Origin of the sequence: Mycobacterium kansasii ATCC 12478, from assembly GCF_000157895.3 — a bacterium.
Classification (GTDB): Bacteria; Actinomycetota; Actinomycetes; order Mycobacteriales; family Mycobacteriaceae; genus Mycobacterium; species Mycobacterium kansasii.
The window spans coordinates 715,936-737,797 of the sequence record NC_022663.1 but is presented as its reverse complement, the minus strand read 5'-3'; the positions used below and the strand labels follow the sequence as shown (position 1 = coordinate 737,797).

Annotated in this window: 17 protein-coding genes, 1 other RNA gene and 1 pseudogene; 9 read left to right on the top strand and 10 right to left on the bottom strand. The window is 67.5% G+C overall.

The window, feature by feature from the left end; genetic code table 11:
• The first annotated feature begins 2 nt into the window (after positions 1–2).
• Positions 3–521, top strand: coding sequence for a hypothetical protein (locus tag MKAN_RS03100; protein WP_023365017.1), 519 nt, complete (start codon positions 3–5; stop codon positions 519–521).
• Positions 522–625: 104 nt separating this feature from the next.
• Positions 626–1,399 carry a nucleotidyl cyclase domain-containing protein gene (locus tag MKAN_RS32875; RefSeq protein WP_051493525.1) on the top strand — a complete coding sequence of 258 codons (774 nt, stop codon included), beginning with the start codon at positions 626–628 and terminating at the stop codon, positions 1,397–1,399.
• Between the two features lie 43 nt (positions 1,400–1,442).
• Here the strand turns inward: MKAN_RS32875 and MKAN_RS03090 are convergent, their stop codons facing one another.
• Positions 1,443–2,765, bottom strand: coding sequence for a serpin family protein (locus MKAN_RS03090; protein WP_023365013.1), 1,323 nt, complete (start codon positions 2,763–2,765; stop codon positions 1,443–1,445).
• A 156-nt stretch (positions 2,766–2,921) separates the two neighbouring features.
• Between MKAN_RS03090 and MKAN_RS33170 the strand changes: the two are divergent.
• Positions 2,922–3,872 (top strand): annotated as a pseudogene (locus MKAN_RS33170) (cyclase); the annotation flags it as partial.
• A gap of 161 nt (positions 3,873–4,033) precedes the next feature.
• On the opposite strand, the gene MKAN_RS03080 reads toward MKAN_RS33170, so the two are convergent.
• Positions 4,034–5,539, bottom strand: coding sequence for an aldehyde dehydrogenase family protein (locus MKAN_RS03080; RefSeq protein ID WP_023365007.1), 1,506 nt, complete (start codon positions 5,537–5,539; stop codon positions 4,034–4,036).
• 101 nt (positions 5,540–5,640) lie between these two features.
• On the opposite strand from MKAN_RS03080, the gene MKAN_RS03075 reads away from it, so the two are divergent.
• Positions 5,641–6,732, top strand: coding sequence for a Zn-dependent alcohol dehydrogenase (locus tag MKAN_RS03075; RefSeq protein ID WP_023365005.1), 1,092 nt, complete (start codon positions 5,641–5,643; stop codon positions 6,730–6,732).
• Positions 6,733–6,911: 179 nt separating this feature from the next.
• Positions 6,912–7,565, top strand: a complete 654-nt coding sequence (locus MKAN_RS03070) for a TetR/AcrR family transcriptional regulator (RefSeq protein ID WP_023365003.1) — start codon at positions 6,912–6,914, stop codon at positions 7,563–7,565.
• Positions 7,566–7,620: 55 nt separating this feature from the next.
• Here MKAN_RS03070 and MKAN_RS03065 read toward each other — a convergent pair whose 3' ends face one another.
• The 6 genes from MKAN_RS03065 to MKAN_RS03040 all read right to left on the bottom strand — a co-directional run bounded on the left by MKAN_RS03065 (position 7,621) and on the right by MKAN_RS03040 (position 14,824).
• On the bottom strand, positions 7,621–8,640 hold the full coding sequence (locus tag MKAN_RS03065) for an alpha/beta fold hydrolase (protein WP_080673995.1): 1,020 nt from the start codon (positions 8,638–8,640) through the stop codon (positions 7,621–7,623).
• A 57-nt stretch (positions 8,641–8,697) separates the two neighbouring features.
• Complete coding sequence (locus MKAN_RS03060) at positions 8,698–10,320, bottom strand: MFS transporter (RefSeq protein WP_051404513.1); 1,623 nt, start codon at positions 10,318–10,320, stop codon at positions 8,698–8,700.
• Positions 10,321–10,322: 2 nt separating this feature from the next.
• Positions 10,323–11,876, bottom strand: a complete 1,554-nt coding sequence (gene mhpA / locus MKAN_RS03055; protein WP_042313259.1) for a bifunctional 3-(3-hydroxy-phenyl)propionate/3-hydroxycinnamic acid hydroxylase MhpA — start codon at positions 11,874–11,876, stop codon at positions 10,323–10,325.
• A complete protein-coding gene (locus MKAN_RS03050; RefSeq protein WP_023364995.1) occupies positions 11,876–12,814 on the bottom strand; it encodes a fumarylacetoacetate hydrolase family protein in 939 nt (312 codons plus the stop codon). Before MKAN_RS03050 ends, mhpA begins: the two co-directional genes overlap by 1 nt.
• Complete coding sequence (locus MKAN_RS03045; RefSeq protein WP_023364993.1) at positions 12,811–13,941, bottom strand: VOC family protein; 1,131 nt, start codon at positions 13,939–13,941, stop codon at positions 12,811–12,813. The genes MKAN_RS03050 and MKAN_RS03045 overlap by 4 nt, the downstream gene beginning before the upstream one ends.
• A 166-nt stretch (positions 13,942–14,107) precedes the next feature.
• Positions 14,108–14,824, bottom strand: a complete 717-nt coding sequence (locus MKAN_RS03040) for a 2OG-Fe(II) oxygenase (protein ID WP_023364991.1) — start codon at positions 14,822–14,824, stop codon at positions 14,108–14,110.
• A gap of 123 nt (positions 14,825–14,947) precedes the next feature.
• On the opposite strand from MKAN_RS03040, the gene rnpB reads away from it, so the two are divergent.
• An RNA gene (gene rnpB, locus MKAN_RS29000) (RNase P RNA component class A) lies at positions 14,948–15,364 on the top strand.
• A gap of 34 nt (positions 15,365–15,398) precedes the next feature.
• On the opposite strand, the gene MKAN_RS03030 is transcribed toward rnpB, so the two are convergent.
• Complete coding sequence (locus MKAN_RS03030) at positions 15,399–16,970, bottom strand: CYTH and CHAD domain-containing protein (RefSeq protein WP_036393127.1); 1,572 nt, start codon at positions 16,968–16,970, stop codon at positions 15,399–15,401.
• Between the two features lie 231 nt (positions 16,971–17,201).
• Here MKAN_RS03030 and MKAN_RS03025 point away from each other — a divergent pair, with 231 nt between their 5' ends.
• Positions 17,202–17,567 carry a heme-binding protein gene (locus MKAN_RS03025; protein WP_042313256.1) on the top strand — a complete coding sequence of 122 codons (366 nt, stop codon included), beginning with the start codon at positions 17,202–17,204 and terminating at the stop codon, positions 17,565–17,567.
• A gap of 22 nt (positions 17,568–17,589) precedes the next feature.
• Here the strand turns inward: MKAN_RS03025 and panB are convergent, their stop codons facing one another.
• Complete coding sequence (panB, locus tag MKAN_RS03020; RefSeq protein ID WP_023364985.1) at positions 17,590–18,444, bottom strand: 3-methyl-2-oxobutanoate hydroxymethyltransferase; 855 nt, start codon at positions 18,442–18,444, stop codon at positions 17,590–17,592.
• A gap of 136 nt (positions 18,445–18,580) precedes the next feature.
• On the opposite strand from panB, the gene MKAN_RS03015 reads away from it, so the two are divergent.
• The gene (locus tag MKAN_RS03015; protein ID WP_023364983.1) at positions 18,581–19,972 is read left to right on the top strand and encodes a WS/DGAT/MGAT family O-acyltransferase; all 1,392 of its coding nucleotides are present in this window, start codon (positions 18,581–18,583) and stop codon (positions 19,970–19,972) included.
• A gap of 59 nt (positions 19,973–20,031) precedes the next feature.
• Positions 20,032–21,588 (top strand): alpha/beta hydrolase, encoded by a 1,557-nt coding sequence (locus MKAN_RS03010; RefSeq protein WP_023364981.1) that lies wholly within the window; start codon positions 20,032–20,034, stop codon positions 21,586–21,588.
• Positions 21,589–21,862: the final 274 nt, after the last annotated feature.

Below are 21,862 nucleotides of genomic sequence, written 5' to 3'. Positions count from 1 at the left end.
CGATGAGCCTTCCTGATGTTCCGCCGGCCAACCCGGACTGCAAGGGCGGCGTCAAGGCCCATCAAGACGTCCCGCACCCGTCCCTGGGCACCGTCCGGCTATTCCTGGTCCTGGACTCGAGGCAAGTAGGCCCGAAAGTTGGCTGTGTCGCCGCGGCCGCTAGCAACGGAAAGGCGCTGCCCGCAATTACGGTTGACGTTGGGGGTAACTCCTTGAATTTCCCCAACCCGGTGACCGATTCGACGGGTAACGCCTTCGTCACGTACAACCCCGGCAGATATGATGGCGTGCTCGTCCTGGTACCAAACCCGGACGGATTCCAAGACATTGGCTGGGACATTGGCTCGGGCGACACCCACTATGAAGGCAAGCGTGCGTACTACTACGCGAAGCTGGAAGGTCCGGGCCCCAACGGTCAGTACACGATCCGCCAATTCAATAACGACTGCATGCCTACCTGCGCTGGGGGTGCCGTCACCAGCCAAGTTTTGCATTGGAACGGAACCGATTACGTGCCGTAGATATCTCGGAATAGGCGGCTACCCATCGACTTCCGCGATCGCTACCGCCAGATGGCGACGGATCTCGGCTTCGAAGGCCATATGGCGTGGGCGGAGGCGATGCCATGACGGCGGCTGCTCCCTCGGGGTCGGTGACCTTTCTGCTCACCGATGTTCAGGGTTCGACTCGCCGGTGGGAGGCCGACGCCGACGCGATGCGGGCGGCGTTGGATGCCCATGATCGGGTGTTGCGCAACGCGATTGACGCCCACGGCGGCTTCCTGTTCAAGCACACCGGTGACGGGGTGTGTGCGACGTTCGCCTCCCTGAAGGCGGTGGTACAAGAAGGCCCTGAAAGCGCTGGAGCAACTGGTCGGGACCGACAAGCCGAACGACGAGATCGACCTGGCCAGGTGGTGCGGGCCTGGTGGCACGTGATCGGCGCCAACCTCGCGGGCCCTGGCGTATTGGATGGCCACGTCCGGCGGCACCGTCACCGACCGCAAGCTGATGTACGCCTGGTTCTACGGGGCGGCATCCGCGCGAAGTCGCCGAGGTCACCAGCCATCCGCAACCCGGAGATCGGCCAGGGGTACTACGCAGCCGCGCCGGGCATCGCCCGCATCTGCGACCGCGTGAGCCACACCCACATCATGCTCGTGAACCCGATCGACAAGGGCCTGCTGACCGCGGACCCTGAGGTGTTGAACGGAGCCGTCGCGGTGACCAACACCGGTGTTGACGAGGCCTGCAGGTGCGTATTTCGGACGTGTTCCCTCGCTCTCCGAGCTTGCCGACCTGGACAGCCTGGATCCCGAGGTGTGGAGAACACCGCACCAGGATTTGGGAGACAAGCATGGCGGGCGGATCCCACCAGAACGGCTACGAAGTCCGGGTGAACATGAGCTGAGAGGCATTGGCCCGGCGGCACAGCACCTGGCCTCACCGTGGATCCATCACCTGCCCCGCGAAGACCACGGCGCCAGTCTTGTCGACGATGGCGAACAGGAACGGGTGATCGACCGCCACGCGCTCGGGCGAACCCAGCCCGCCCCCAAGCCCCGGGGTAACAGCTGCGGCTTCCGTTCCGGACTCGTCGATCCCGACGAAGGCCTTCTGCAGTAAGTGGGGGATGTGCAGCTTTTCGTCAGTGGTGACGTTGGAGAAGTCCGCCCGATTCTCGTCGAATGCGCGCGGCATCCCCATCGCTGCCAGGGTCTCCTTGAATTCCTCGGGTCCCCAGCTGATACGAAACTTGGGCAAGCTCAGGGAGACCGCCGTATCCGCAAAGGCCACGGTGCGGAACCAGGCATCGTCCATGCTGTTGCGAACCGCCTGGAGCTCTCCCTCCGCCGGCAGCACGATCAGCATCTTGAGGTCGCCGCCCAGGTATGGGAGCTCCACAGCCTGAAAATTCGACCCGGCAGCGTAGCGCATCGCCCCCGTGACCTGGTGCATCATCGGCACGGTGACCGCAGATTGAGGAGTCAGGCGGAAACTGCCGTCCCTCGTATCTTCTTTCGAGAACGGCCTCTCCCAGCTCGCCTTGAGGTAGGCCGCGTTCAGCAACACCATGCGGGTCAAGTCGTCTATCGCGCCGGGCGGGATCAGGTCCTTGATCTGCCCTTTGGTCGCGTCGCCGGCGAAATCGTTGATGGCGACTCGCTCGCCGTCGGGGTTGCCCTTGAAGTCGGCCAGGCGCACGCCGGCATCGTATTGGGTAGCCAGGATGTCGAGGAACGGCGCGCGAACCGACAGGCCACGCTGCAGCCAGACCGCGTCGACCATCGCCAGCTCGATACTCCGCGGATCCTCGGCGGAGATCGCGGCGCGGTTGCGCGAACGCAGATCGAGCAGCAGCTGATTCATGGCACGGTAGTAGCTGTCATTGCCGAACGGATCGCGCAGAACGGTTTTCATCTCGGCCGCGGTGTCACCGGCGGCGCCGGCATAGGCCATCGACAACGCGACACTGAGGCTCAGCGGAGAGAAGACCAGGTTCTTTTCACTGGCCGCCGACATGCGCCGGAACAGATCCAGCCCGAAACCGTTGGTGGCGTCGACGAAACGCTGCTCCTCCGCCGGAGCAACGTCGGGTGTGTTGTCGTAGGGCAGGTTTGACCGCGCGACGGGCGCGGACGTCGGTCCCGGTGTGGACTGGACATGATTACGGTCGCCCCCACAGCCGACAGCACCTGCGAAAACAACGCAAGCAGCAATGACGCCGTGGAATCCGACGCGAAAGCAGCGGGTTAGACGCTTCACGGTGACCAGTATCTACACCGCGAGAAGCGCGTACAGGTGTTTCGCGCAGAGGGGCGGGGCCGGTTGAGCGAAGGTGCTGTGGGGCCGTTCGGTTTTTGCACCGCGCAGGCGGGCCGGGACTGTCTTTCGTATGAACGCCGCAGTGCTCGGTGACCAGCGGGTAATCCGTTCTTTGCCGAGGAGATGGTGCGCGATCTGGCCGAACGTGGCGTGCTATCCGGCGACCGTGGCGCATACACCCGCCGCGCGGAAATCGGCGACGTCGCCGTGCCGGCGACGCTTCAGGCCACCATCGCCGCTCGTATCGACCGGCTCGACCCGGACGCCAAGCGCGCGCTGTGCGGGGCGGCGGTCATCGGATCGCGCTTCGGAGCCGACTTGCTGGCCTTGCTGGGCGTCGACGCGGTGCCGCGCGACCTCGTCGAAGCCGAGCTGATCGACCACGTCACGTTCGGCTCGCGGGAGGAGTACGCGTTCCATCACCCGCTGATCCGTACCGTCGCTTATGAGTCACAACTCAAATCCGACCGTGCCGGGCTGCACCGGCGGCTGGCCGCCGCGGTCGAAAAGCGCGAGCCGGGATCAATCGACGAGAACGCGGCGTTGATCGCCGAACATCTGCAGGCCGCCGGGGACCTGCGCGAAGCCTAAGTCTGGCACCTGCGCGCCGGTGAGCGGGCTAGCGTTCGCGACAAGGCCGCGGCGTGCCGGAGCTGGGAGCGGGCCCGCCAGGTTGCCGACGCTTTGCCCGACGATGTCCCGGACCGGGTCGCGATGCGAATAGCTCCACGAACTCTGCTGTGCGGCAACGGAGTCCGGGCTCATCCTGAGGTCTCCGGAGCCCGGTTCGAGGAGCTGCGTGAGCTGTGCTCGACGGCCGGAGACACGGCGTCGTTGGCCATCGGCATGGCCGGCCCGATCATGGAGCACTTCGTCTACGGCCGGGTCCGCACGGCATCGCGGCTGGCCTCCGAACATATGGCGCTGATCGAATCGATCGACGATCCGACACTGACGATCGGGCTGTCGTTGGGAGCGATCGCCACCAAGATCCAAAGCGGCGAGATGGGAGGGATTGTTTCCCAGGAGATCACGCTTCGTGGCTGAGCCTGCTCGTGCCGCCCAAGGCGCTCCGCGCATGGAGTTCGAACGCCTCCGGGCGGACCGGGGCGATGACACTGGGCTTCGAGGGGCATATCGCGTGGGCCGAGGCCCTGACATGGCCGCTATCGTTAGGCCCCAAATCCCTGGCATCCCAAGCGCTTCGGTTAACGCGGCACCGGGTGCCGCACGAATGCTCGGGCCTGAGTGAACGCCCGGATCCCCTCGATGCCGAGTTCGCGGCCAATGCCCGACTGGCCGCAGCCGCCGAACGGCAGCCGCGGGTCCTGGGCGGCCAGGCCGTGGCAGTTGACGCTGACCGTGCCCGCCACCAGCTGCGACGCCACCCGGTCCGCGAGCGCATCGTCGCCCGTCCAGACCGACGCGGTCAGACCGAATTCGGTTGCGTTCGCTGCGGTTACGGCGTCGTCGAGGTCGTCGTAACCGAAGATCGGCAACACCGGGCCGAACTGCTCCTCGGTGGCCAGCGCCGAGTCGGGCGGCAGATCGGTGACGACGGTGGGCAGTACGAAGTATCCCGCCGCGTCGGCATCGGCCTCGCGGATCCGCCCCGCGGTCCGCACCGACGCGCCGCGTGCCTCGGCGTCGTCGACCAGCGCGGTCACCCGGTTGCGCCCCGCCGCGGTGTGCAGCGGGCCCAGCGTCGTCTCCTCGGCGAGGCCGTCGCCGACCACCTCCCGCTCGCAGCGGGCCAGCACCGCCTCGGCAAGCTCGCCCGCCCAGCGCACCGGAGCGTAGAGCCGCTTGATCGCCATACAGACCTGACCGCCGGTGGTGTAGGTCGCCGTCACCAGCCGCTCCACCAGCTCGTCGCTGACCGCGAGGTCGGGGGCGATGATCGCCGCGTCGTTGCCGCCCAGCTCCAGCAACACCGGAGTCAGCCGCGCCGCCGCTGCGGCCATGACCGCGCGGCCGGTGACCACGCCGCCGGTCAGCGAGATCAGGTCGACGCCGGGGTGGGTGACCAACGCCTGGGCAAGGTCACTGCCCGGGCCCGCGAGCACGTTCACCACGCCCGGCGGCAGCGCCGCGGCCAGCGCCCCGGCGAGCTGCAGCGCGGCAAGTGGACATGTCGGCGGCATCTTGACGACGGCGGTGTTACCTGCCGTCAGGGCCGACGTCAGTTTCGTCATCGTCAGCGCCAGCGGCCAGTTGAACGGCAGCACCAGCGCGGCCACGCCGAACGGCTCCCGCTGCAGGCGCGGGTACGCCGACCGCGGGTCGAGCTGCTCCGGTGCCAGCGCCGCCTCGGCCATCGACCCGATCAGCGCCGCCAGGCCCGGGCCGGTGCTGATCTCAAAGTTGGCCTCACTGAGGACTTTTCCGTGTTCACGGGTGTACAGCCGCGCGCCGTCCCGCGCGGCCAGCTGTTCGGCGGCCGTGGTCGCCGCGGACGCGAGCGCGGCGACCCGCTCGGCGACGCTGAGCGCTCGCCACGCCGGCGCTGCCCGCCGCGCCGCCGACACCGCGGCGTCGAGCTGGGCCCGGTCTGCGGCCGGCGCGTGGCCGACGATCTCGGCCGGCCGGGCCGGATTGTGTATCGGGTAAGTCCCCGCGGCGCCCGGCTGCGGTTCCCCGCCGATCGTCAAGACCGGTCCCTCGCCGGCAACGTGGCTGTCGTGCGTGATCACCGTTGATCGCGTCTCGCTCATCTTGGGGCCCTTCTCCTCACCCGACGCCCGAGGCAACCTTGACCCGGTGCGGTTATCTCGCCATCGTAAGTCGCTATGACACCGATCACAGGTCCCGTCCCATGAGGGCGGTCGTGCTGCGCGAGGCCGGACGGCCGACGGCGGTGGAGGAACTCGCGCTGCGGCGGATCGGCGACCACGAAGTGCGGGTGCGACTTCAGGCCAGCGGCGTGTGCCACACCGACCTGTCGGTGTGCGACGGCTCCATGCCGGCGCTGCTGCCTTGCACGCTGGGTCATGAGGGCGCCGGGATGGTCACCGAGGTGGGCGGCGCCGTCACCACCGTCAGCCCGGGCGACCATGTGGTGCTGACGTGGAACGTGCCCTGCCGGCGCTGCCCGCACTGTCTGCGCGGCGAAACCCAACTTTGCCCACACGGCCTCAAGCACGCCTTCGGCGGCCCGTATGCCGAGAGTCCGACCGGCCCGGTGTGGCCGGAGATGGGCGCCGGGACGCTGGCCGAAGAGACCCTGCTGCCGGCCGCCGCCGTGGTACGGGTCGACCGGTCACTGCCCCTGGACCACGCCGCGCTGCTCGGTTGTGGGGTCACCACCGGGGTGGGCGCGGTGCTGCGCACCGCGGCGGTCCGGCCCGGGGAAAGTGTGCTGGTCATCGGGTGCGGCGGGGTGGGACTGGCCGCGATCCAGGGAGCCCGGCTGGCCGGGGCGGCGCGGATCATCGCTGCCGACCGCAACGCTGCCCAACTTCCGGCCGCAACTGTCAGCGGCGCGACCGACACGGTCGACGTCGGTCAGGCCGACCTCGTCGGGGCGGTCCGCGACCTTACCGGCGGCGCCGGCGTCGACCACGGGATCGAGGTTGTCGGCACGCCGGCGACGATCCGCGCCGCCTTCGACGCCACCCGCCGCGGCGGAGCCGTCACGCTGGTGGGTGCCGCCGGGTTCACCGAATCGGTGACGTTGCCCGCACTGATGTTGATGGCCGACGGCAAGAAGATCCAGGGAAGCGTCTACGGCGCCAGCGACCCGGCCCGTGATATCCCGGTGCTCGCCGAGCTAGCCTTGCGCGGCCGGCTCGACATCGAGGCGCTGGTGACCCGACGCATCGGCATCGACGACGTCGAGGCGGCGTTTACCGACATGGCCGCCGGGCGAGGGGCACGCAGCGTGGTCTGCTTCGGCTCGCCAAGCTGATTCGCAAGGGGCTCGGCTCGGACGCCGGCCAGCGCGCAATCTCCGGCCCCGCCGTGAGCGACCACGAGCAGCGCAGCCACGGCCGCAGCACGTCCGCACCAAACGAAATTCTGAGTGTATCGTCAATATTGAGGTGTTAAGGCAAAAGCTAGATTCGGCGCGGGACGAGGAGAAGCTGCGTGGACGATTCCGACAGGCCGGCCAACCGTCAGGAACGTCGAAAGCAGCGCACCCGAGCCGCCCTGATCAAAGCCGCACAACGATTCATCGCCGCCGGCAAGGTCAACGTCCCGGTGCAGGACATCAGCCACGCCGCCGATGTCGGCGTCGGGTCGTTCTACAACCACTTCGACAGCAAGGAAGAACTGTTTCAGGCGGCGGTCAACGAGGTGCTCGACGCTCACGGGGCGTTGTTGGACGCCATCGCAGACGCGTCCGAAGATCCCGCGGAGACCTTCGCGCGCAGCTTCCGGCTGACCGGCCGAATGTTTCGCCGGCGCCCGGAGGAGAGCGGTGTCGTGCTCTCCCACGGGCTGGAATTGATCACCTCGGACCGAGGCCTGGCGCCGCGTAGCAAGAGGGATATCGCCGCGGCCGCAGCGGCCGGCCGGTTCGACGTGGAAGACCCGGAACTGGCGATGGCCGTTGCCGCCGGCGCGCTGTTGGGACTCGGTCAACTGTTGTGCGATCAGCCCGAGCGCGACGCCGCCCAAGCCACCGACGAAGTCGCCGAGAACCTACTGCGGCTGTTCGGCATGCCCGCCGACGAGGCGCATCGGCTTTGCCTGCGGCCGTTGCCTTTTCTGGACGACGGCGCGAGCGCGGCGGTCTGAGCGGCAGGCGGTCGCATCCGGGAAGCGGTCCGGCACCATGCCGACGTGCCGCTGCTTACCGGCTGGCCACGCGGTCGCAGAATTCGGTGAGGACGTCAACCGTCGCCCGGGGTGCCTCGAATGGCCAGAAGTGACCGGTGTCGAACAGGTGCACGTCGCTGCCCGGCGGCAGCATCGCCAAAAGCCCTGGCTCCCGGTAGAACTCACGTGGCTGCAGCGGATCATGAGCGCCCTGCAGCAGCAGCACCGGAGCCGTCCAGGCCCTGATAAGCCGGGTCCGCCGATCCACCCACTCCTGCCGAAACGACGACGAGTGGAAGTAGCGGGGGACCGCGGTGGCGATTCCCGGGTGGCTGAACTCCTCGATGGTGCGAGTCAGGTCTTCGCGGGCCACGGGCCGCTCGGTGAGCCAGGTATAGACGGTCGTCACGAACCGTCGGGCCTCGCGCAGCATCGCCGGCGCCTCCGCCGACTGCATCAGCTGTTCCTGGGGATGCAGTCGCGGGTGCAGATGCCAAAGATGTTGCTGGCCACGACCGTATCCCCGCACCCGCGCACCCATTGCCGCGACCAGATGATCACCGACCGGGCTGCCGCGGTCATGGGTGATCAGGACGAATTCGCCGATACCGAGTTCGCCGAGGAGGGCGCCGAGCTGCGCCGCGACGCCGGCCTGCCGGTAATCGCCGCTGCGCTTGTCGGATTGGCCGTAACCCTTGAGGTCGACGGCCAGGCAGTGATAGCGCCGGCCGAGACCTTCCAGCGCATAGTGCCACTGCCACCAGGAGTCGGGCAGCCCATGCAGGAAAACCACGGTCGGGGCCGACGCGTCGCCGGATTCCACGAAATGCCACCTGACGGTTTCGCTGTCGCCCGGTGCGTCGACGAAGCGGTGCACAGCCGTTACGGCGCCGAGGTGCTCGACGTCACCGTCGTGGTGCGCTCGGGCGGAGGTGTCGGGTAACCCGGCCACGATCTCCTCGGCGGACCGAACGGCGTGTGCCAGCCCGTCGTCGAGGGTTGCCATCACGCGTTGCGGAGGTTCGGTATAGGACAAGTCAACCGGTGCTGTCATTGTGGTCGCTTTCGTGAAGACGGCGCAGACGCGTCCGCGGGCCGATCGGTGCCGACATCAGTTGTGTTGCCGCGCTGGCCCGGTCGACTTGGTCGACTTGGTCGACTTCGCAGGGCTGGGCAGCTGGCCGCGCACCAGCGGCAGCCACCACGACGGACTCGGCGGCGCGGGCAGGCGCCGCGCCTTGCGGTGCCGACCGCGTCGCGGCAGCGGGAACACCAGCAGGAGAACGAGTGTCAGACCGGTGATGGCGGCGCCTGCGGTGAAGGCGTGTGACAGGCCGGTGACGAAGGCATCGCGGACAGCGTCGTTGACGCTGGGGCCCAGCGCGCCCAATTGCGGGTCGGCGGCGAGGTGCATGCCCGCCGCGGGTGATTCCCGGATGGTGCCGGCCGCTTGCTGCGGCACCGCCGCCGGCAGCCTGAGGTGGTTGCGGTAACCGGCGCTGAACAGCGAGCCGAGCAGCGCGATGCCCAGGGCGGCGCCCAGTTCGCGAGTGACGTCGTTCATCGCCGAGGCGACGCCTTGTTTGTCCGGCGGCAGCGAGTCCACGATGGTATTGGTCGCCGGGGTGGCCGACAACGCCAGGCCGCCGCTGAAGACCAGCATGCCGATCAGCAGATCGGTGTAGGTGGAGGCGGTGCCGAGGCGGGCCAGCAGGGCGAAGCCGGCAACCATGCACGCCAGCCCCGCGGCGATCACCAGCCGATTGCCAAGGCGCTCACCGAGTTTCGGGGCGATCGCGGAAACCGGAAGGACGACTGCGGCCATCGGCAGCATCGCCAGCGAGGACTTGAGCGGTCCGTAGCCGAGCATCAGCTGGATGTACTGCAGCCCGACGTAGAAGAAGCCGAAGGTGCCCAGGAATTGGATGATCAGCGCCGCCGTTCCGGAGCTGAAGCCGCCGTCGGCGAACAGGCGCGGATCCAGCATCGGGCGCGCAACGCGCAGCTCGTGGACGACGAACAGTGTCATCGCCGACACCGCCGCGACGAAAGCCACAACCACGGTGGAATGGGTCCAGCCATGGTCGGCGCCTTCGATGATGCCGTACACCAGCGCGCCGATCCCGATCGCGCTCAAACCGGCCCCGGGGAAGTCGGGCGCGGGTTCCTCCGCGCTCTTGGTGTCGGGCACCAGCGCCACCGTGACGAGCAGCGATACCGCGGCCATCGCGGCGGTGCCGATGAAGGTGGAGCGCCATGAGTAGTGCTCGAGCAACAGGCCACTGATCAGCAGCCCCATAATCGATCCCGCACTGGCGAATCCGGCCCAGATGCCGACAGCGCGGCCTTTATGGTCGGGATGCACGACGGCAGTGATCGTCGACAACGTGCTGGGCATGATCAGTGCCGCGCCGATACCCATGATCACCCGGGCGATGATGATCGTGTGCGGTGAGCCGGCGGCGGCCGCCAGCACGTTGGCCAGTCCGAACAGCAGGGTGCCGCCGATGAGGGTGCGCCGCCGGCCGAAGTCGTCACCGATGGCTCCCGCCGGCAGCACCAGCGCCGCGAGCGCCACCGTGTAGGCGTCGGCGATCCAGGTCAGATCGGTCGCGCTGGCCCCTTGGTCCAACGCGATGTCGGGCAGCGCCACATTGACGCCGGCGACCGCCGACATGACCACCACCAACGCGCCACAGCACGCCAGCACGACACCACGCGGATCGTTGCGCATCGTCATCTCCTCTCGCCGTCGGCACTATCGCTGTTGCCGGACAACACAAATCGGGGCACCGCGTCGCACAGACCGGACAGCCGCCGGCCGGCGCGCAGCACGGTGCGGTCGGGCCGGATGATGGCCGCCGTCACGCCGCCGCGCTGCAGCCAGTGCGCAAGTTCGCTGCCCGGCGCCGCGTCGATTACCACGGCCCCGCGGCGACGGAGTTGTTCGCGCTGACCAGAATTGGGTGTCTCGGTGGTGATGAGCGCGAAGCCTCGTCCCAGCACCGCGTCGAGTCGTTCACCGGTAGGAAGAATTGCGTTGGGGCACAATGCTCCTGTGCGCCGCCAGCCGCTCAACGTCTTGTGCACCAGGGCGCTGCGGTGCAGTGCCGGTGTCCGGCTGGTGGTTAACCGTGACCGCATCCCAGGGACGAGATGCAGCCGCGGCACCACCGCGCCGCGCACGGCGTTGCCGAACCTGCCGCCGGCCGTCATGGACCAACCGACAGTCAGGGCGAGTCCGATCATGGCGCGGGCGTGCGGCTTTCGCTCTTGTTCGTAGGTGTCGAGAACGGTGTCGGGAAGATTTCCGGTCAGTACGCCGGCCAGCTTCCAGGCCAGATTCGCCGCATCGCGTATTCCGGCTCCCATCCCCTGGCCGATGAACGGCGGAGTCAGATGAGCGGCGTCGCCGAGCACAAAGACGTTCCCCTGGCGCCAGGTGTCGGCCACGGCTGCCCGAAACGTGTATTCGGCAACCCGCACCACCGACAGCTCGTCGGCCGGCACTCCGTTGACCCACGGGGCAAGTAGTGGATACAGACTCGTGATCGTGGCGAAGTCGGCTGCGGTTTCGTCGGCCCGCAGCTGAAATTCCCAGCGGTAGCGGCTTTTACCGATGCGCATGTAGGTGGCGGCCCGGTAGGGGTCGCAAACTTGGTACACGCCGTCCCACTGGTCGATCGTGGAGTCGGTCGCCACATCGACGACCAGCCAGCGTTGCTCGAACCGGAGGCTACGCAGCACGCCACCTATCGAGGCACGCACGACGCTGTTGGCGCCGTCGCAACCCAGGACGTAGCCGGCGTCGACGACGTGCTCCTCACCGCTGACGCGATCGGTGTATCTGACCCGCACCCGGCCGGGCTCGCGCTGGCTGACCTCGGTGACTTCGGCGTTGCCGCGAAACGCAACACAGCTGTGCTTCTTGAGGTTTGCCCGCAGCAGTTCTTCCAGCTCGGGCTGGTCGAACATGTTGGCCTGCGGAAAGCCGTGCGCGCTGTGGGCCGGATCGCGGTGAAACTGAGCCAGCGTCCGCAGATCCGGGTCGACCAGCCGCAGGCCCAGGGCCGGGCGTGAGATCGCGGCGAACTCGTCACCGATGCCCAGCCACGTGATGATCCGCCTGATCTCGTCGTCCAGGTGTACTGCCCGCGGTTGGGGGTAGACGCTTTCCCACCTGTCCAGCAGCAAGGAGGGTATGCCGTATTGGGCCAGCAGGGTGGCTGCGGTGACCCCGGTAGGCCCGGCGCCGACGACGACGACTGGCACGGAATCGGGCGGAGTGATCACTTGTACCGCACCACCGTGCGTTGCGTGCCGAGGTCGATCGCGCCGTCGTCGGTTCCGATGGTGGCCTCGACGACATCGCCGTCGTGCAGGTACTTGGGATTGCCGAGTTGACGCTTGAAGAAGGCTTTCCACTTGACCGCGGGCGGCAATAGCGAACTGACGATCTGGACGGGTTTCGCGGGAGCCGACAGTGCGGTGCCCACCGGGGTGCCGGTCAGCACGAGATCTCCGGGCTGCAGATGCTGAAACCGCGCCAACCCCTGCAGGGCTTGCAGCGGCGAATAGATCATGTCGCCGGCCACGCGCATGTCCTGGCGCAGTTCGCCATTGACCCGCAGCCGCAGCCGCAGCTCGCCGAAGCGCCCGAGCTCGCCGGCATCCAGCAGCACCAGTGCCGGTCCGACCGGGGTGAACGTCGGATACGACTTTGCTTCGTAGAACTGGGTTTTGGGGAGCTGGATGTCGCGCGCCGACACGTCGTTGGTCACCACCAGGCCGCCGACATAGTCGGACCAGTTGGCGGCGGTGACGGTGGCGCCGACGGGCAATTCCCGTGCGATGACCAACCCGATCTCGACCTCGTAGTCCAAGAACCGGACATGCGCGGGCTTGACGATGTCGTCGAACGGCCCGCTGATCGAACCCGACGCCTTCCGGAAGAAGGTCAGCGGAGTCGAATTCGGGTCCATACCGGCGTCTTTGACGTGTGAGGCGAAGTTGGTCATCTGCGCCACCACTCGGCAGGGCGTCGTCACCGGCGACATCAGTCGCAGGCCGTCCACCGGGACGCGCTCACCGCCGGTCGCCGCGGCGTCGATGGCCGCGCGGTCGGCCAACAACTCGCCAGTGCTTACCGCAGCGGTATCGACTTTGCTTGCGCCGTCGGCGGTTTGCACCCACCAGGCGTCTGCGGTGCGAAGGATGGTGACGCTCATGAGTTGGCCGCTTTGATCAGGCCCATCAGGCGGCGGGAATCGAATTCGTTGTCGGCGCGTAAGGCCCGGAGCATCGACAGCGCTTCTCGCGGTAGGGATTTGAAGTCGGCACCGAGGAAGTCTTTGGTCGCATGCGGGCCCCATTGGGCAAGGCCGGAAGCCGCGAACGGCGCCCAGCCGGGTTCGAGCGTGCAGTCGAACATGTCTCCGTCGGTGAAGTGCTCGACGAGCAGCCCCTCCGGGTCGCGCCAGTAGTCGAAGAGCTGGCTGCCCTGGATGTGGCGGCCGATTCCCCACGACCGGCGATACCCACAGTCGGCCAGGTATTGCCCACCGGCGGCCAACGAATCCAGGTCGCAGACCTGATAGGCCGAATGCACATAGCGGTTGGCCGGACCCAACGCGAGCGCCAGGGTGTGGTGGTCGGTGGGGGACAGGCCGCGATCACAGCGGATGAAGCTCATGGTCGGGCCCCGCTCGCGTTGACCCGGGTAGTACAGGAAGTCGCTGACGATCATGCCCAGGGTGTCGAGGTACCAATTGAGTGTCTGCAGGTAGGTGGTGGTCTGCAGGACCAGGTGCCCGAGCCGTTGCACGGTGGCCGGTCGCCGGGGCGGCCGTTGGGTGGCGTTGATGCGCTGCACCTCGTGTCCGGTGTTGAAGGTGTGCGGCGGCTGCGACGGCAGCGGTTCCAACTGGTGGGTGCCCGCCACCACGCGGACCGTGAGCCCGCCCGGATCGGTCAGGTCGACGGAGACACCGCCGAGCGTGTGGGACAGCCGCTGAGGGGTCCGTCCGGTCGCGTCGGACAGTCGCAGTAGGTCGTCTTTGTCCTGGGCTGTGAATGCCGCGCCGACCAGTCGGGACCGATGGCCGCGCCGGATGAGGATGCACGGCGATGCCGCGTCGGCCCCACGCAGCTGCAGCTCGTCGGGGGTGCGTGCGGAGACGGCGAAGCCGAACGCCTGAGCGAACGCCCCGGCGCGGTTCAGGTCGGGCTTCTCGAACTCCAGCCAGGCGATGTCGTGAATCTTGATCACCGGGTTGCGCGAGCGTCCGGGGTGCTCGCCTTCGCGAGCGCCCTGCTCGCTGTGCAAGTTGTTGTGGGCGGCCAGATCGTACGTCACCAGACATCCTCCAGAATTAGGAAACTGACGATATATTCACTCACGAAGCTATCATCAGTCAAGAGGTTCTGAAGAAAAATTCAAAACTGTGTTGACCGCGGTCACGCCGCGGTTGACGGCCGGTCACGCTCGACGGACGCGCTCGCTGTCGGCTGAACCCGGCGGTTCAGGCGGCGTCGTGGAAGATCAGCCCCAACGCGTAGCGTTCTCCCGAATGCACCACCGAGATACCGTGCCGTACCGGTGCGGCCGACCACCCGCGAGCCGAGGGCACCGGGCGGTCCCGAGTGGTGAATGCGTACCCATGCCCTTGCGGCAATTGCGTTGCGGTGCCCCGGGATTGGGCTCGGTACCGCTGCTCGACCAGGAGGAACTCGCCGCCGGTGTAATCGGTGGCTGGGTCGCTGAGGTTGATCACCACCTGAAGCGGAAACACCAAGTCGCCGTAGAGGTCACGGTGCAGGGCGTTCCAATCCCCGGCGCGATATCGCAACAGCAGCGCGGTGGGCTTGGTCTGGCCGGCGGCATGGCACCTCTGCAGCCATTCGTCCAAGGTGTCCGGCCAGGCGCTGTCTCGGCCCAGTTTGGCCCACCAGTCCCGGGCGATGGTCAGCAGCCGGGGATACAAGGCGTGCTTGAGTTGCTCGAGCGGCTCGGGGTAGGGCTGTCGAAAGTAGCGGTATTCGCCGGCGCCATAGCGGTGGCGCTCCATGTCGACGGTCTTGCGGAACAGGTCGTCTCTGGTGTACAGCCTGCGGAGGCGCGCCGCCTCGGTGACTGTGAGCAGCCTGGGTAGCAAAGCGCCGCCGTGGGCGCTGAGCTGTGCGGCGATGGCGTCCCAGTCGCCGGAGTCGGCGCGGGTTTGCCACCGGGTCGACGACATCGATCCGCTCCTCCCGTCGTCACATGCTGCCGAGGCAGACGATATAGAAACGATATTGAATCGCGGTGGCCAAACGAACGCTGGCCTTGGAATATGCGCAGGAGGTACGGTGTTGGTCGCGGACGAGTTGGCCGGGCGGCCGCGGCTCGAGTTGGTTCGCAAGGATCGGCGCCGAGCCGAGGAAAGTCCGGACTTCACAGAGCAGGGTGATTGCTAACGGCAATCCGAGGTGACTCGCGGGAAAGTGCCACAGAAAACAAACCGCCATCCTCGTGGTGGTAAGGGTGAAACGGTGCGGTAAGAGCGCACCAGCATCCCGGGTGACCGGGGTGGCTAGGCAAACCCCACCCGAAGCAAGGCCAAGAAGGCCGCACGAAGGTGCGGCCGCGCAGACGCCGGAGGGTTGCTCGCCCGAGTCTGCGGGTAGGCCGCTCGAGGCACCCGGTGACGGTGTGTCCAGATGGATGGTCGCCGCCGTGCCGCCGTTGGTTCAGCCGCGGCGGCAGGGAACAGAATCCGGCTTACAGGCCAACTCGCCCGCGCTAGCTCCGCGCCGGGATTCGCATCGTGCGGCTCAAGGTCGTGCTTTACGCACCGCTTTGTCGAGTTTGCGCAGCGTCGCGCCGAGCTGTGCCCGGCAGCTTTCGGCAAGATCGCTTTCCTGCTGATAGAGCAGGCCGTAGGTGAAGGTGTCCTCGCCCGCGGCATGTGCGGCTTCGGTCTGCTCGAGAAGATGTTCCCGGCTGACGACGCTGTCTTGATGATCTCCGAGCAACGTCTGGACGGCCTTCGCCTGCTGGGCCACCCCGTTGGCTCCGGTAGCCGCTGCGGTATAGCGTAATCGTTTGGCGCGCTTGCGGATTCGGTGTAGTGCCTCATTGGGGTGGATTACTGCGGCCGCGCCTCCCTCGGCCTCGTCCGCTGCGGCACCTGCCGCGTGGGCGGCCCGCGCCGCCTTGGCGGCCTTGGCGGCTTTCTTGACGCGACGGTAGGCCGCGTCGATGTTGGGCGGGGTCGCCTGTTCGGGTCCCGGCCCGAACGTGGTCACCGGATATTCGGCCACCATCGCGTCGAGAGCATCCAAAAGGCGGAAGTATCGCTTCGAGCGCATCGCGATCAGCGACCGTCGCAATCCCGTCTGATATCGCCGACGGGCGCCCTCGACGAGGCGTTCGCGCACGGGCCCGCGCACCAACTCCGGGTCCAGCCCGTCCAGTTCGTGTTGATAGCGCTCGGCGAGCACCTCGGCGTCGCGCGCCACCCCCAAGACACCGGCGAGCTCACGCAGTTCGTCGAGAACCCATGCGCCGTCGGCCAATCCGAACGAATCCGGGGCCTCCCGCAGCAGGCTGCGGATCTTGCGGGTGGTCACCCGCATCTGGTGCACCGAGTCGTCGACGTCGGCGCGCACCGCGCGATCCCAGGTCAGCAGCTCTTCCACGTGCTGGGCCACCGCCCGGTGGACCGGATCCACCGGCACCGGCCCGCGCGCCGACCGCGACGTCCGGCCCAGCACCCGGGCCAGCTTGGAGCCGTGCCCGGCGGGGGCGGCCCCGGCGTCGAGCAACCGGTTACTCAGCCGGTTGAGCAGCTCGTCACCGGCGGCCCCGGTCGCGTCGATGAGCTCGAGTTCCCATTCCCGCCACTGCTGTTCGGCGGGCCCGGCATCGGAGCCGTCGGCTTGTCCGGCCGACCACGCGGTGACGTGGTCATTGCAGAACTCGGCCAACGCGGTGCCGTCGGCGCCGTAGAGGAACTGGCTTTCCCGTCGGGTGGTGATCCGTGCGACCGGCTCGACGGGACGGTCACGGACGATCGCCAGCACCACATCCAGCAACTCCGCCGGCACGGCGTCCCCGCCCGTGATAGGGAAATGGATCTCGGTTCGGGCGTCCGGCCCGGCCGGCAACTTCAGGTGCCAACCGGCGTCCAGGCCGCCGGTCCGCCGTCGCAGGGTGACCCGGTTGCGGGCCAGATCCTGCGCAGGGGTGTCGAAGTACACCGCGTCGAGCTCCTGGGGCGGCTTCTTCTCGACCCGGGCCACGGCCGCAATGCCGTCAAACGACGGCGACACCGTCGACTCGACGACGTCGAACTTGCGCTCGACCTCCAGCTGGCGCGCCATCTTCGGCGCAGGTACGGGCATTTCGCCTCCGGTGACAGCGCGTCGCCGCGGTCGTACATCGTGGATAGGCCTCATAGAGAGTGCCACACCCGGGGTTGGCCGCCCGGCCCAGGCTCGGGTCACGGGCAGTACGGCATGTTGGTCGGTACGTGTCGCCGGAACCACTTATCGTTTGCGGTGCGGGCCACCGCTGCGGCTTGGCTGTGGGAGGCGATCGGATCCCCTTCGGATCCCCTGACGAAGGAGTTGTCGATGTTGTTCTTGGGTTGTGCCTCGTCCCGGGTGGTCGCCGGCGGGTTGGGTGCCGGCGCGATCAGCGCCGCGATGCTGTTCGGCGGTATCGGGCCGGCCTGGGCGGATCCGGGCGACCCCATGCCGCCACCGCCGAATTGCACGGCAGCCGACCTGGCCGGGGTGTCGGCGGGGGTGGCGGCGGCCACCTCCGCTTATCTGTTCACCCATCCAGACGTCAACGACTACTTCACCAGCCTCAAGGGTCAGCCCCGCGAGGATATCCGTGACCAGCTGCAGCAGTACATGGATGCCAACCCGGCGGTTCATGCCGACCTGCAGGGCATTCGCCAGCCGCTGACCGACTTCCGGAACCGGTGTCAGTGACCACCTAGAAGATCGAGAAGACCTAGAAGCAGTGCTCCTCGGCGGGGAAGACCCCGCCTGCCACCTCGTCGGCGTATTGCCTTGCGGCGCGGCGTAATTCGCCCGCAATGTCGGCGTAGCGCTTGACGAAGCGGGCGGCCTTGCCGCCGCTGAGGCCGGCCATGTCCTGCCAGACCAGGACCTGGCCGTCGCAGTTGGGCCCGGCGCCGATCCCGACCGTCGGAATGGTCAGCTTGCCGGTGATCTGGGTGGCCAGCTCGGCCGGCACCATCTCCATCACCACCGCGAACGCTCCGGCTTCGGCGACGGCGATCGCGTCCGCCACGGTCTGCTCGGCGGCGTCACCGCGGCCCTGCACCCGGAACCCGCCCAGAGTGTTGACGCTCTGCGGGGTGAAGCCGATGTGGGCCATCACCGGGATGCCCGCCGCGGTCAGGCAGGCGATCTGCTCGGCCACCCGCTCGCCGCCTTCCAGCTTGACCGCGTGCGCGCCGCCTTCCTTCATGAACCGGGTGGCCGCGGCCAGCGCGGCGGTGGGTCCGGCCTCGTAGCTGCCGAATGGCAGGTCGGCGACCACCAGTGCGTGCGGGGCGCCCCGCGCGACGCCGCGGACCAGCGGAATCAGCTCGTCGACCGAGATCGGCACCGTGGTGTCGTAGCCGTAGACGACGTTGGCGGCCGAATCACCGATCAGCAGCACCGGGATGCCGGCGTCGTCGAAGACCCTCGCGGTCGAGTAGTCGTAGGCCGTGAGCATGGCCCACTTGTGGCCTTCGGCCTTCCATTTCTGCAGGTGGTGAGTGCGGATCTTGGTTCGTGGCGCGGTCGGGTCGGCGGGCGTCGACGGGCCGGCGCCATAGATATTCTGCTCAGACATCTTTGTCCCTAGGTGTTGGTCGGGTCGATCCTCGTGGCCCAGCAAGGGGTCCCCGGGTTCGTCTGACACTCACAGTCTGCCATCTCTTCGGCGTAGATACACCGTGGGACCCCGTGAATCGGCTTACCATCGGCGGATGCAGCGGCTCAGTGGCCTCGACGCCAGCTTCTTGTACCTGGAAACCTCGTCCCAGCCGATGCACGTGTGCTCGATCATGGACTTGGACACCTCGACGATGCCGGGCGGCTACACCTTCGACCGGCTGCGCGAGGCATTGTCGCTTCGCGTCAAAGCGCTGCCGGAGTTCCGGGAGAAGCTCGCCAGCAGCCCGTTGAACCTCGACCATCCGGTCTGGGTGGACGACGACGACTTCCACATCGATCGCCATGTGCACCGCATCGGTTTGCCGTCACCGGGCGGCCGGGCGGAACTCTCGGAGATCTGCGGACATATCGCGTCGCTGCCCTTGGATCGCCGGCGACCGCTGTGGGAGATGTGGGTCGTCGAAGGCGTGGCAGGTACCGATTGCCATCACCGGGGCCGCATCGGGATCATGACCAAGGTGCACCACGCCGCCGTGGACGGCGTGACCGGAGCCAACCTGATGTCGCAGCTGTGTACCACCGAAGCCGACGCGCCCGCGCCGGATCCGGTGGACGGAGTCGGCGGTGGCACCGGCTGGCAGATCGCCGCCGGCGGCCTGGTCAGGTTTGCCGCCCGGCCGCTACAGCTGGCCAACGTGATGCCGCAGACGGTGTCCTCGGTGGTCTCCACGGTGTTGCGGGCCCGCGACGGCCTGACCATGGCACGCCCGTTCGCCGCGCCCCGTACCGTGTTCAACGCCAGCATCAGCGGCCGCCGCAACATCGCCTACGCCGAACTGGATCTCGAGGACATCAAGACGGTGAAGAACCACTTCGGCGTCAAGGTGAACGACCTGGTGATGGCGCTGGTTTCCGGGGTGCTTCGGCAATATCTCGCCGAACGCAACGCCCTGCCCGACTCGTCGCTGGTGGCGTCGGTGCCCGTGTCGGTGCACGGCAAGTCCGATCGTCCCGGGCGGAACCAGGTTTCGGCGATGTTCTCCAGCCTGCACACCGAAATCGCCGACCCGGTGGAGCGGCTGCGGGCCATCGCCCAAGCGAATTCGGCTGCGAAGGGCCATAGTTCGGCCATCGGCGCGACGTTGCTGCAGGATTGGTCACAGTTCGCCGCGCCGGCCGTTTTCGGGGTGGCGATGCGTGTCTATGCCAGGACCCGGCTGACCGAGAGCCTGCCGGTGCACAACCTGGTGGTCTCCAACGTGCCGGGGCCGCAGGTTCCGTTGTACCTGCTGGGTTGCCAGGTCAAGTCGATGTACCCGTTGGGGCCGATCTTTCACGGCTCCGGTCTCAACATCACGGTCATGTCGCTCAACGGCAAGTTGGACATCGGTCTGGTCTCGTGTCCGGAACTGCTGCCGGACTTGTGGGAAATGGCCGACGAGTTTGCTATCGCCATGGAAGAACTGCTGGCGGCCGTCGGGTGATTCGTCCCACGACGGTCGTTAGCCAGCACCTTCGGCCGGCTCTGGCACCATAGGTTGCCATGTGCCTGTCTCGCCGCGAACAGTTCGCGCGCCTGTTGCTGATCTGGACCGCGATCGCCACCGTGGCGTTGGTTCTCGTGGGCTGCATCCGCGTGGTCGACGGGCGCGCTCGCATGGCCGAGCCGAAGCTGGGACAGCCGGTGCAGTGGACGCCGTGCCGCAGCTCCAATCCGGCCGTGAAGATTCCCGGCGGCGCGCTGTGCGGCAAGCTCGCCGTGCCGGTCGACTACGCCCATCCCGACGGTGACATCGCTGCGCTGGCCCTGATTCGATTCCCGGCGACGGGGGACAAGATCGGTTCGCTGGTCATCAACCCCGGTGGTCCGGGCGAATCGGGTATCGAGGCCGCGCTCGGCGTTTTCCAGTCGTTGCCGAAGCGGGTCCATGAACGGTTCGACCTCGTCGGGTTCGACCCGCGTGGTGTGGCGTCCTCACGTCCGGCACTATGGTGCAACTCCGACGCCGACAACGACCGGCTGCGGGCGGAGCCGCAGGTCGACTACAGCCCGGCAGGTGTGGCACGCATCGAAGAGGAAACCAGGCAATTCGTCAGCCGCTGTGTCGCCAAGATGGGCAAGAAGTTCCTGGCGAACGTCGGGACCGTCAACGTCGCCAAGGACCTGGATGCCATCCGCGCGGCACTGGGCGACGACAAACTGACCTACCTCGGCTACTCGTACGGCACCCGGATCGGCTCCGCCTACGCCGAGGCCTACCCCCAGCGGGTGCGGGCGATGATCCTCGACGGCGCGGTCGACCCCAATGCCGATCCCATCGAGGCGGATCTGCGTCAGGCCAAGGGATTTCAGGACGCCTTCAACGACTACGCCGCCGACTGCGCCAAGGACGGTAGCTGCCCGTTGGGCAACGACCCGGCCAAGGCCGTCGACGTCTACCACAGCCTGGTCGACCCGCTGGTCGACCCCGACAACCTGCAGGTGAGCAGGCCGGCGCACACCAACGACCCGCGGGGACTCAGCTACAGCGACGCGATCGTGGGCACCATCATGGCGCTGTACTCGCCGAATCTGTGGAGTCACCTGACCGACGGCCTTTCGGAGCTGGCCGACCACCGCGGGGACACCCTGCTCGCGCTGGCCGACATGTACATGCGCCGCGACTCGCACGGTCATTACACCAACGCGACCGACGCGCGCGTGGCCATCAATTGCGTTGACCAGCCGCCGATTACCGATCGCGCCAAGATCATCGACGAGGACCGCCGCTCCCGCGAGCTCGCTCCGTTCATGAGCTACGGCAAGTTCACCGGCGACGCGCCACTTGGCACCTGTGCATTCTGGCCGGTGCCGCCGACCAGCAAGCCGCACGTCGTCTACGCACCGGACCTGGTGCCGACGATCGTGGTGTCGACCACCCATGACCCGGCGACTCCCTATAAAGCCGGGGTTGACCTGGCGAGCCAGCTGCACGGCTCGCTGCTGACCTTCAACGGAACCCAGCACACCGTGGTCTTCCAGGGCGACAGCTGCATCGACGACTACGTCACGGCCTACCTGATCGGCGGGACAACCCCGCCGAGCGGCGCGAAATGCTGACGCCGGCAGGGACACCCGGCGACTAACTGGCCACCCTCGTAAGTTCGTCAAGGGAATCGCGCTGGCGTCGATCTCGACGCGTGTCGGGCGAGCGCGGCCTCCCTAACAGAACACACCAGCCCCCGACGAATGTACGAGTGCGATCACTAACTCCCCGCGGAAAGTAGGGACGTTTGGCCCTAGGGCGCGGCGATGGCGCGCCGGAATACTTGGGCGGCTTGTCCGATGCTGTTCCGACGCTGTTCCGATGCCGCTCCGATCATGAGACCCCCTG

Coding starts and splice junctions, on each gene's coding strand:
- MKAN_RS03080 (WP_023365007.1), bottom strand. CDS start 5,539: ATGAGCGAGACGCGATCAACGGTGATCACGCACGACAGCCACGTTGCC.
- MKAN_RS03060 (WP_051404513.1), bottom strand. CDS start 10,320: ATGCGCAACGATCCGCGTGGTGTCGTGCTGGCGTGCTGTGGCGCGTTG.
- MKAN_RS03030 (WP_036393127.1), bottom strand. CDS start 16,970: ATGCCCGTACCTGCGCCGAAGATGGCGCGCCAGCTGGAGGTCGAGCGC.
- MKAN_RS03015 (WP_023364983.1), top strand. CDS start 18,581: ATGCAGCGGCTCAGTGGCCTCGACGCCAGCTTCTTGTACCTGGAAACC.
- MKAN_RS03075 (WP_023365005.1), top strand. CDS start 5,641: ATGAGGGCGGTCGTGCTGCGCGAGGCCGGACGGCCGACGGCGGTGGAG.
- panB (WP_023364985.1), bottom strand. CDS start 18,444: ATGTCTGAGCAGAATATCTATGGCGCCGGCCCGTCGACGCCCGCCGAC.
- MKAN_RS03065 (WP_080673995.1), bottom strand. CDS start 8,640: ATGACAGCACCGGTTGACTTGTCCTATACCGAACCTCCGCAACGCGTG.
- MKAN_RS03025 (WP_042313256.1), top strand. CDS start 17,202: ATGTTGTTCTTGGGTTGTGCCTCGTCCCGGGTGGTCGCCGGCGGGTTG.
- MKAN_RS03050 (WP_023364995.1), bottom strand. CDS start 12,814: ATGAGCGTCACCATCCTTCGCACCGCAGACGCCTGGTGGGTGCAAACC.
- MKAN_RS03040 (WP_023364991.1), bottom strand. CDS start 14,824: ATGTCGTCGACCCGGTGGCAAACCCGCGCCGACTCCGGCGACTGGGAC.
- MKAN_RS32875 (WP_051493525.1), top strand. CDS start 626: ATGACGGCGGCTGCTCCCTCGGGGTCGGTGACCTTTCTGCTCACCGAT.
- MKAN_RS03010 (WP_023364981.1), top strand. CDS start 20,032: ATGTGCCTGTCTCGCCGCGAACAGTTCGCGCGCCTGTTGCTGATCTGG.
- MKAN_RS03100 (WP_023365017.1), top strand. CDS start 3: ATGAGCCTTCCTGATGTTCCGCCGGCCAACCCGGACTGCAAGGGCGGC.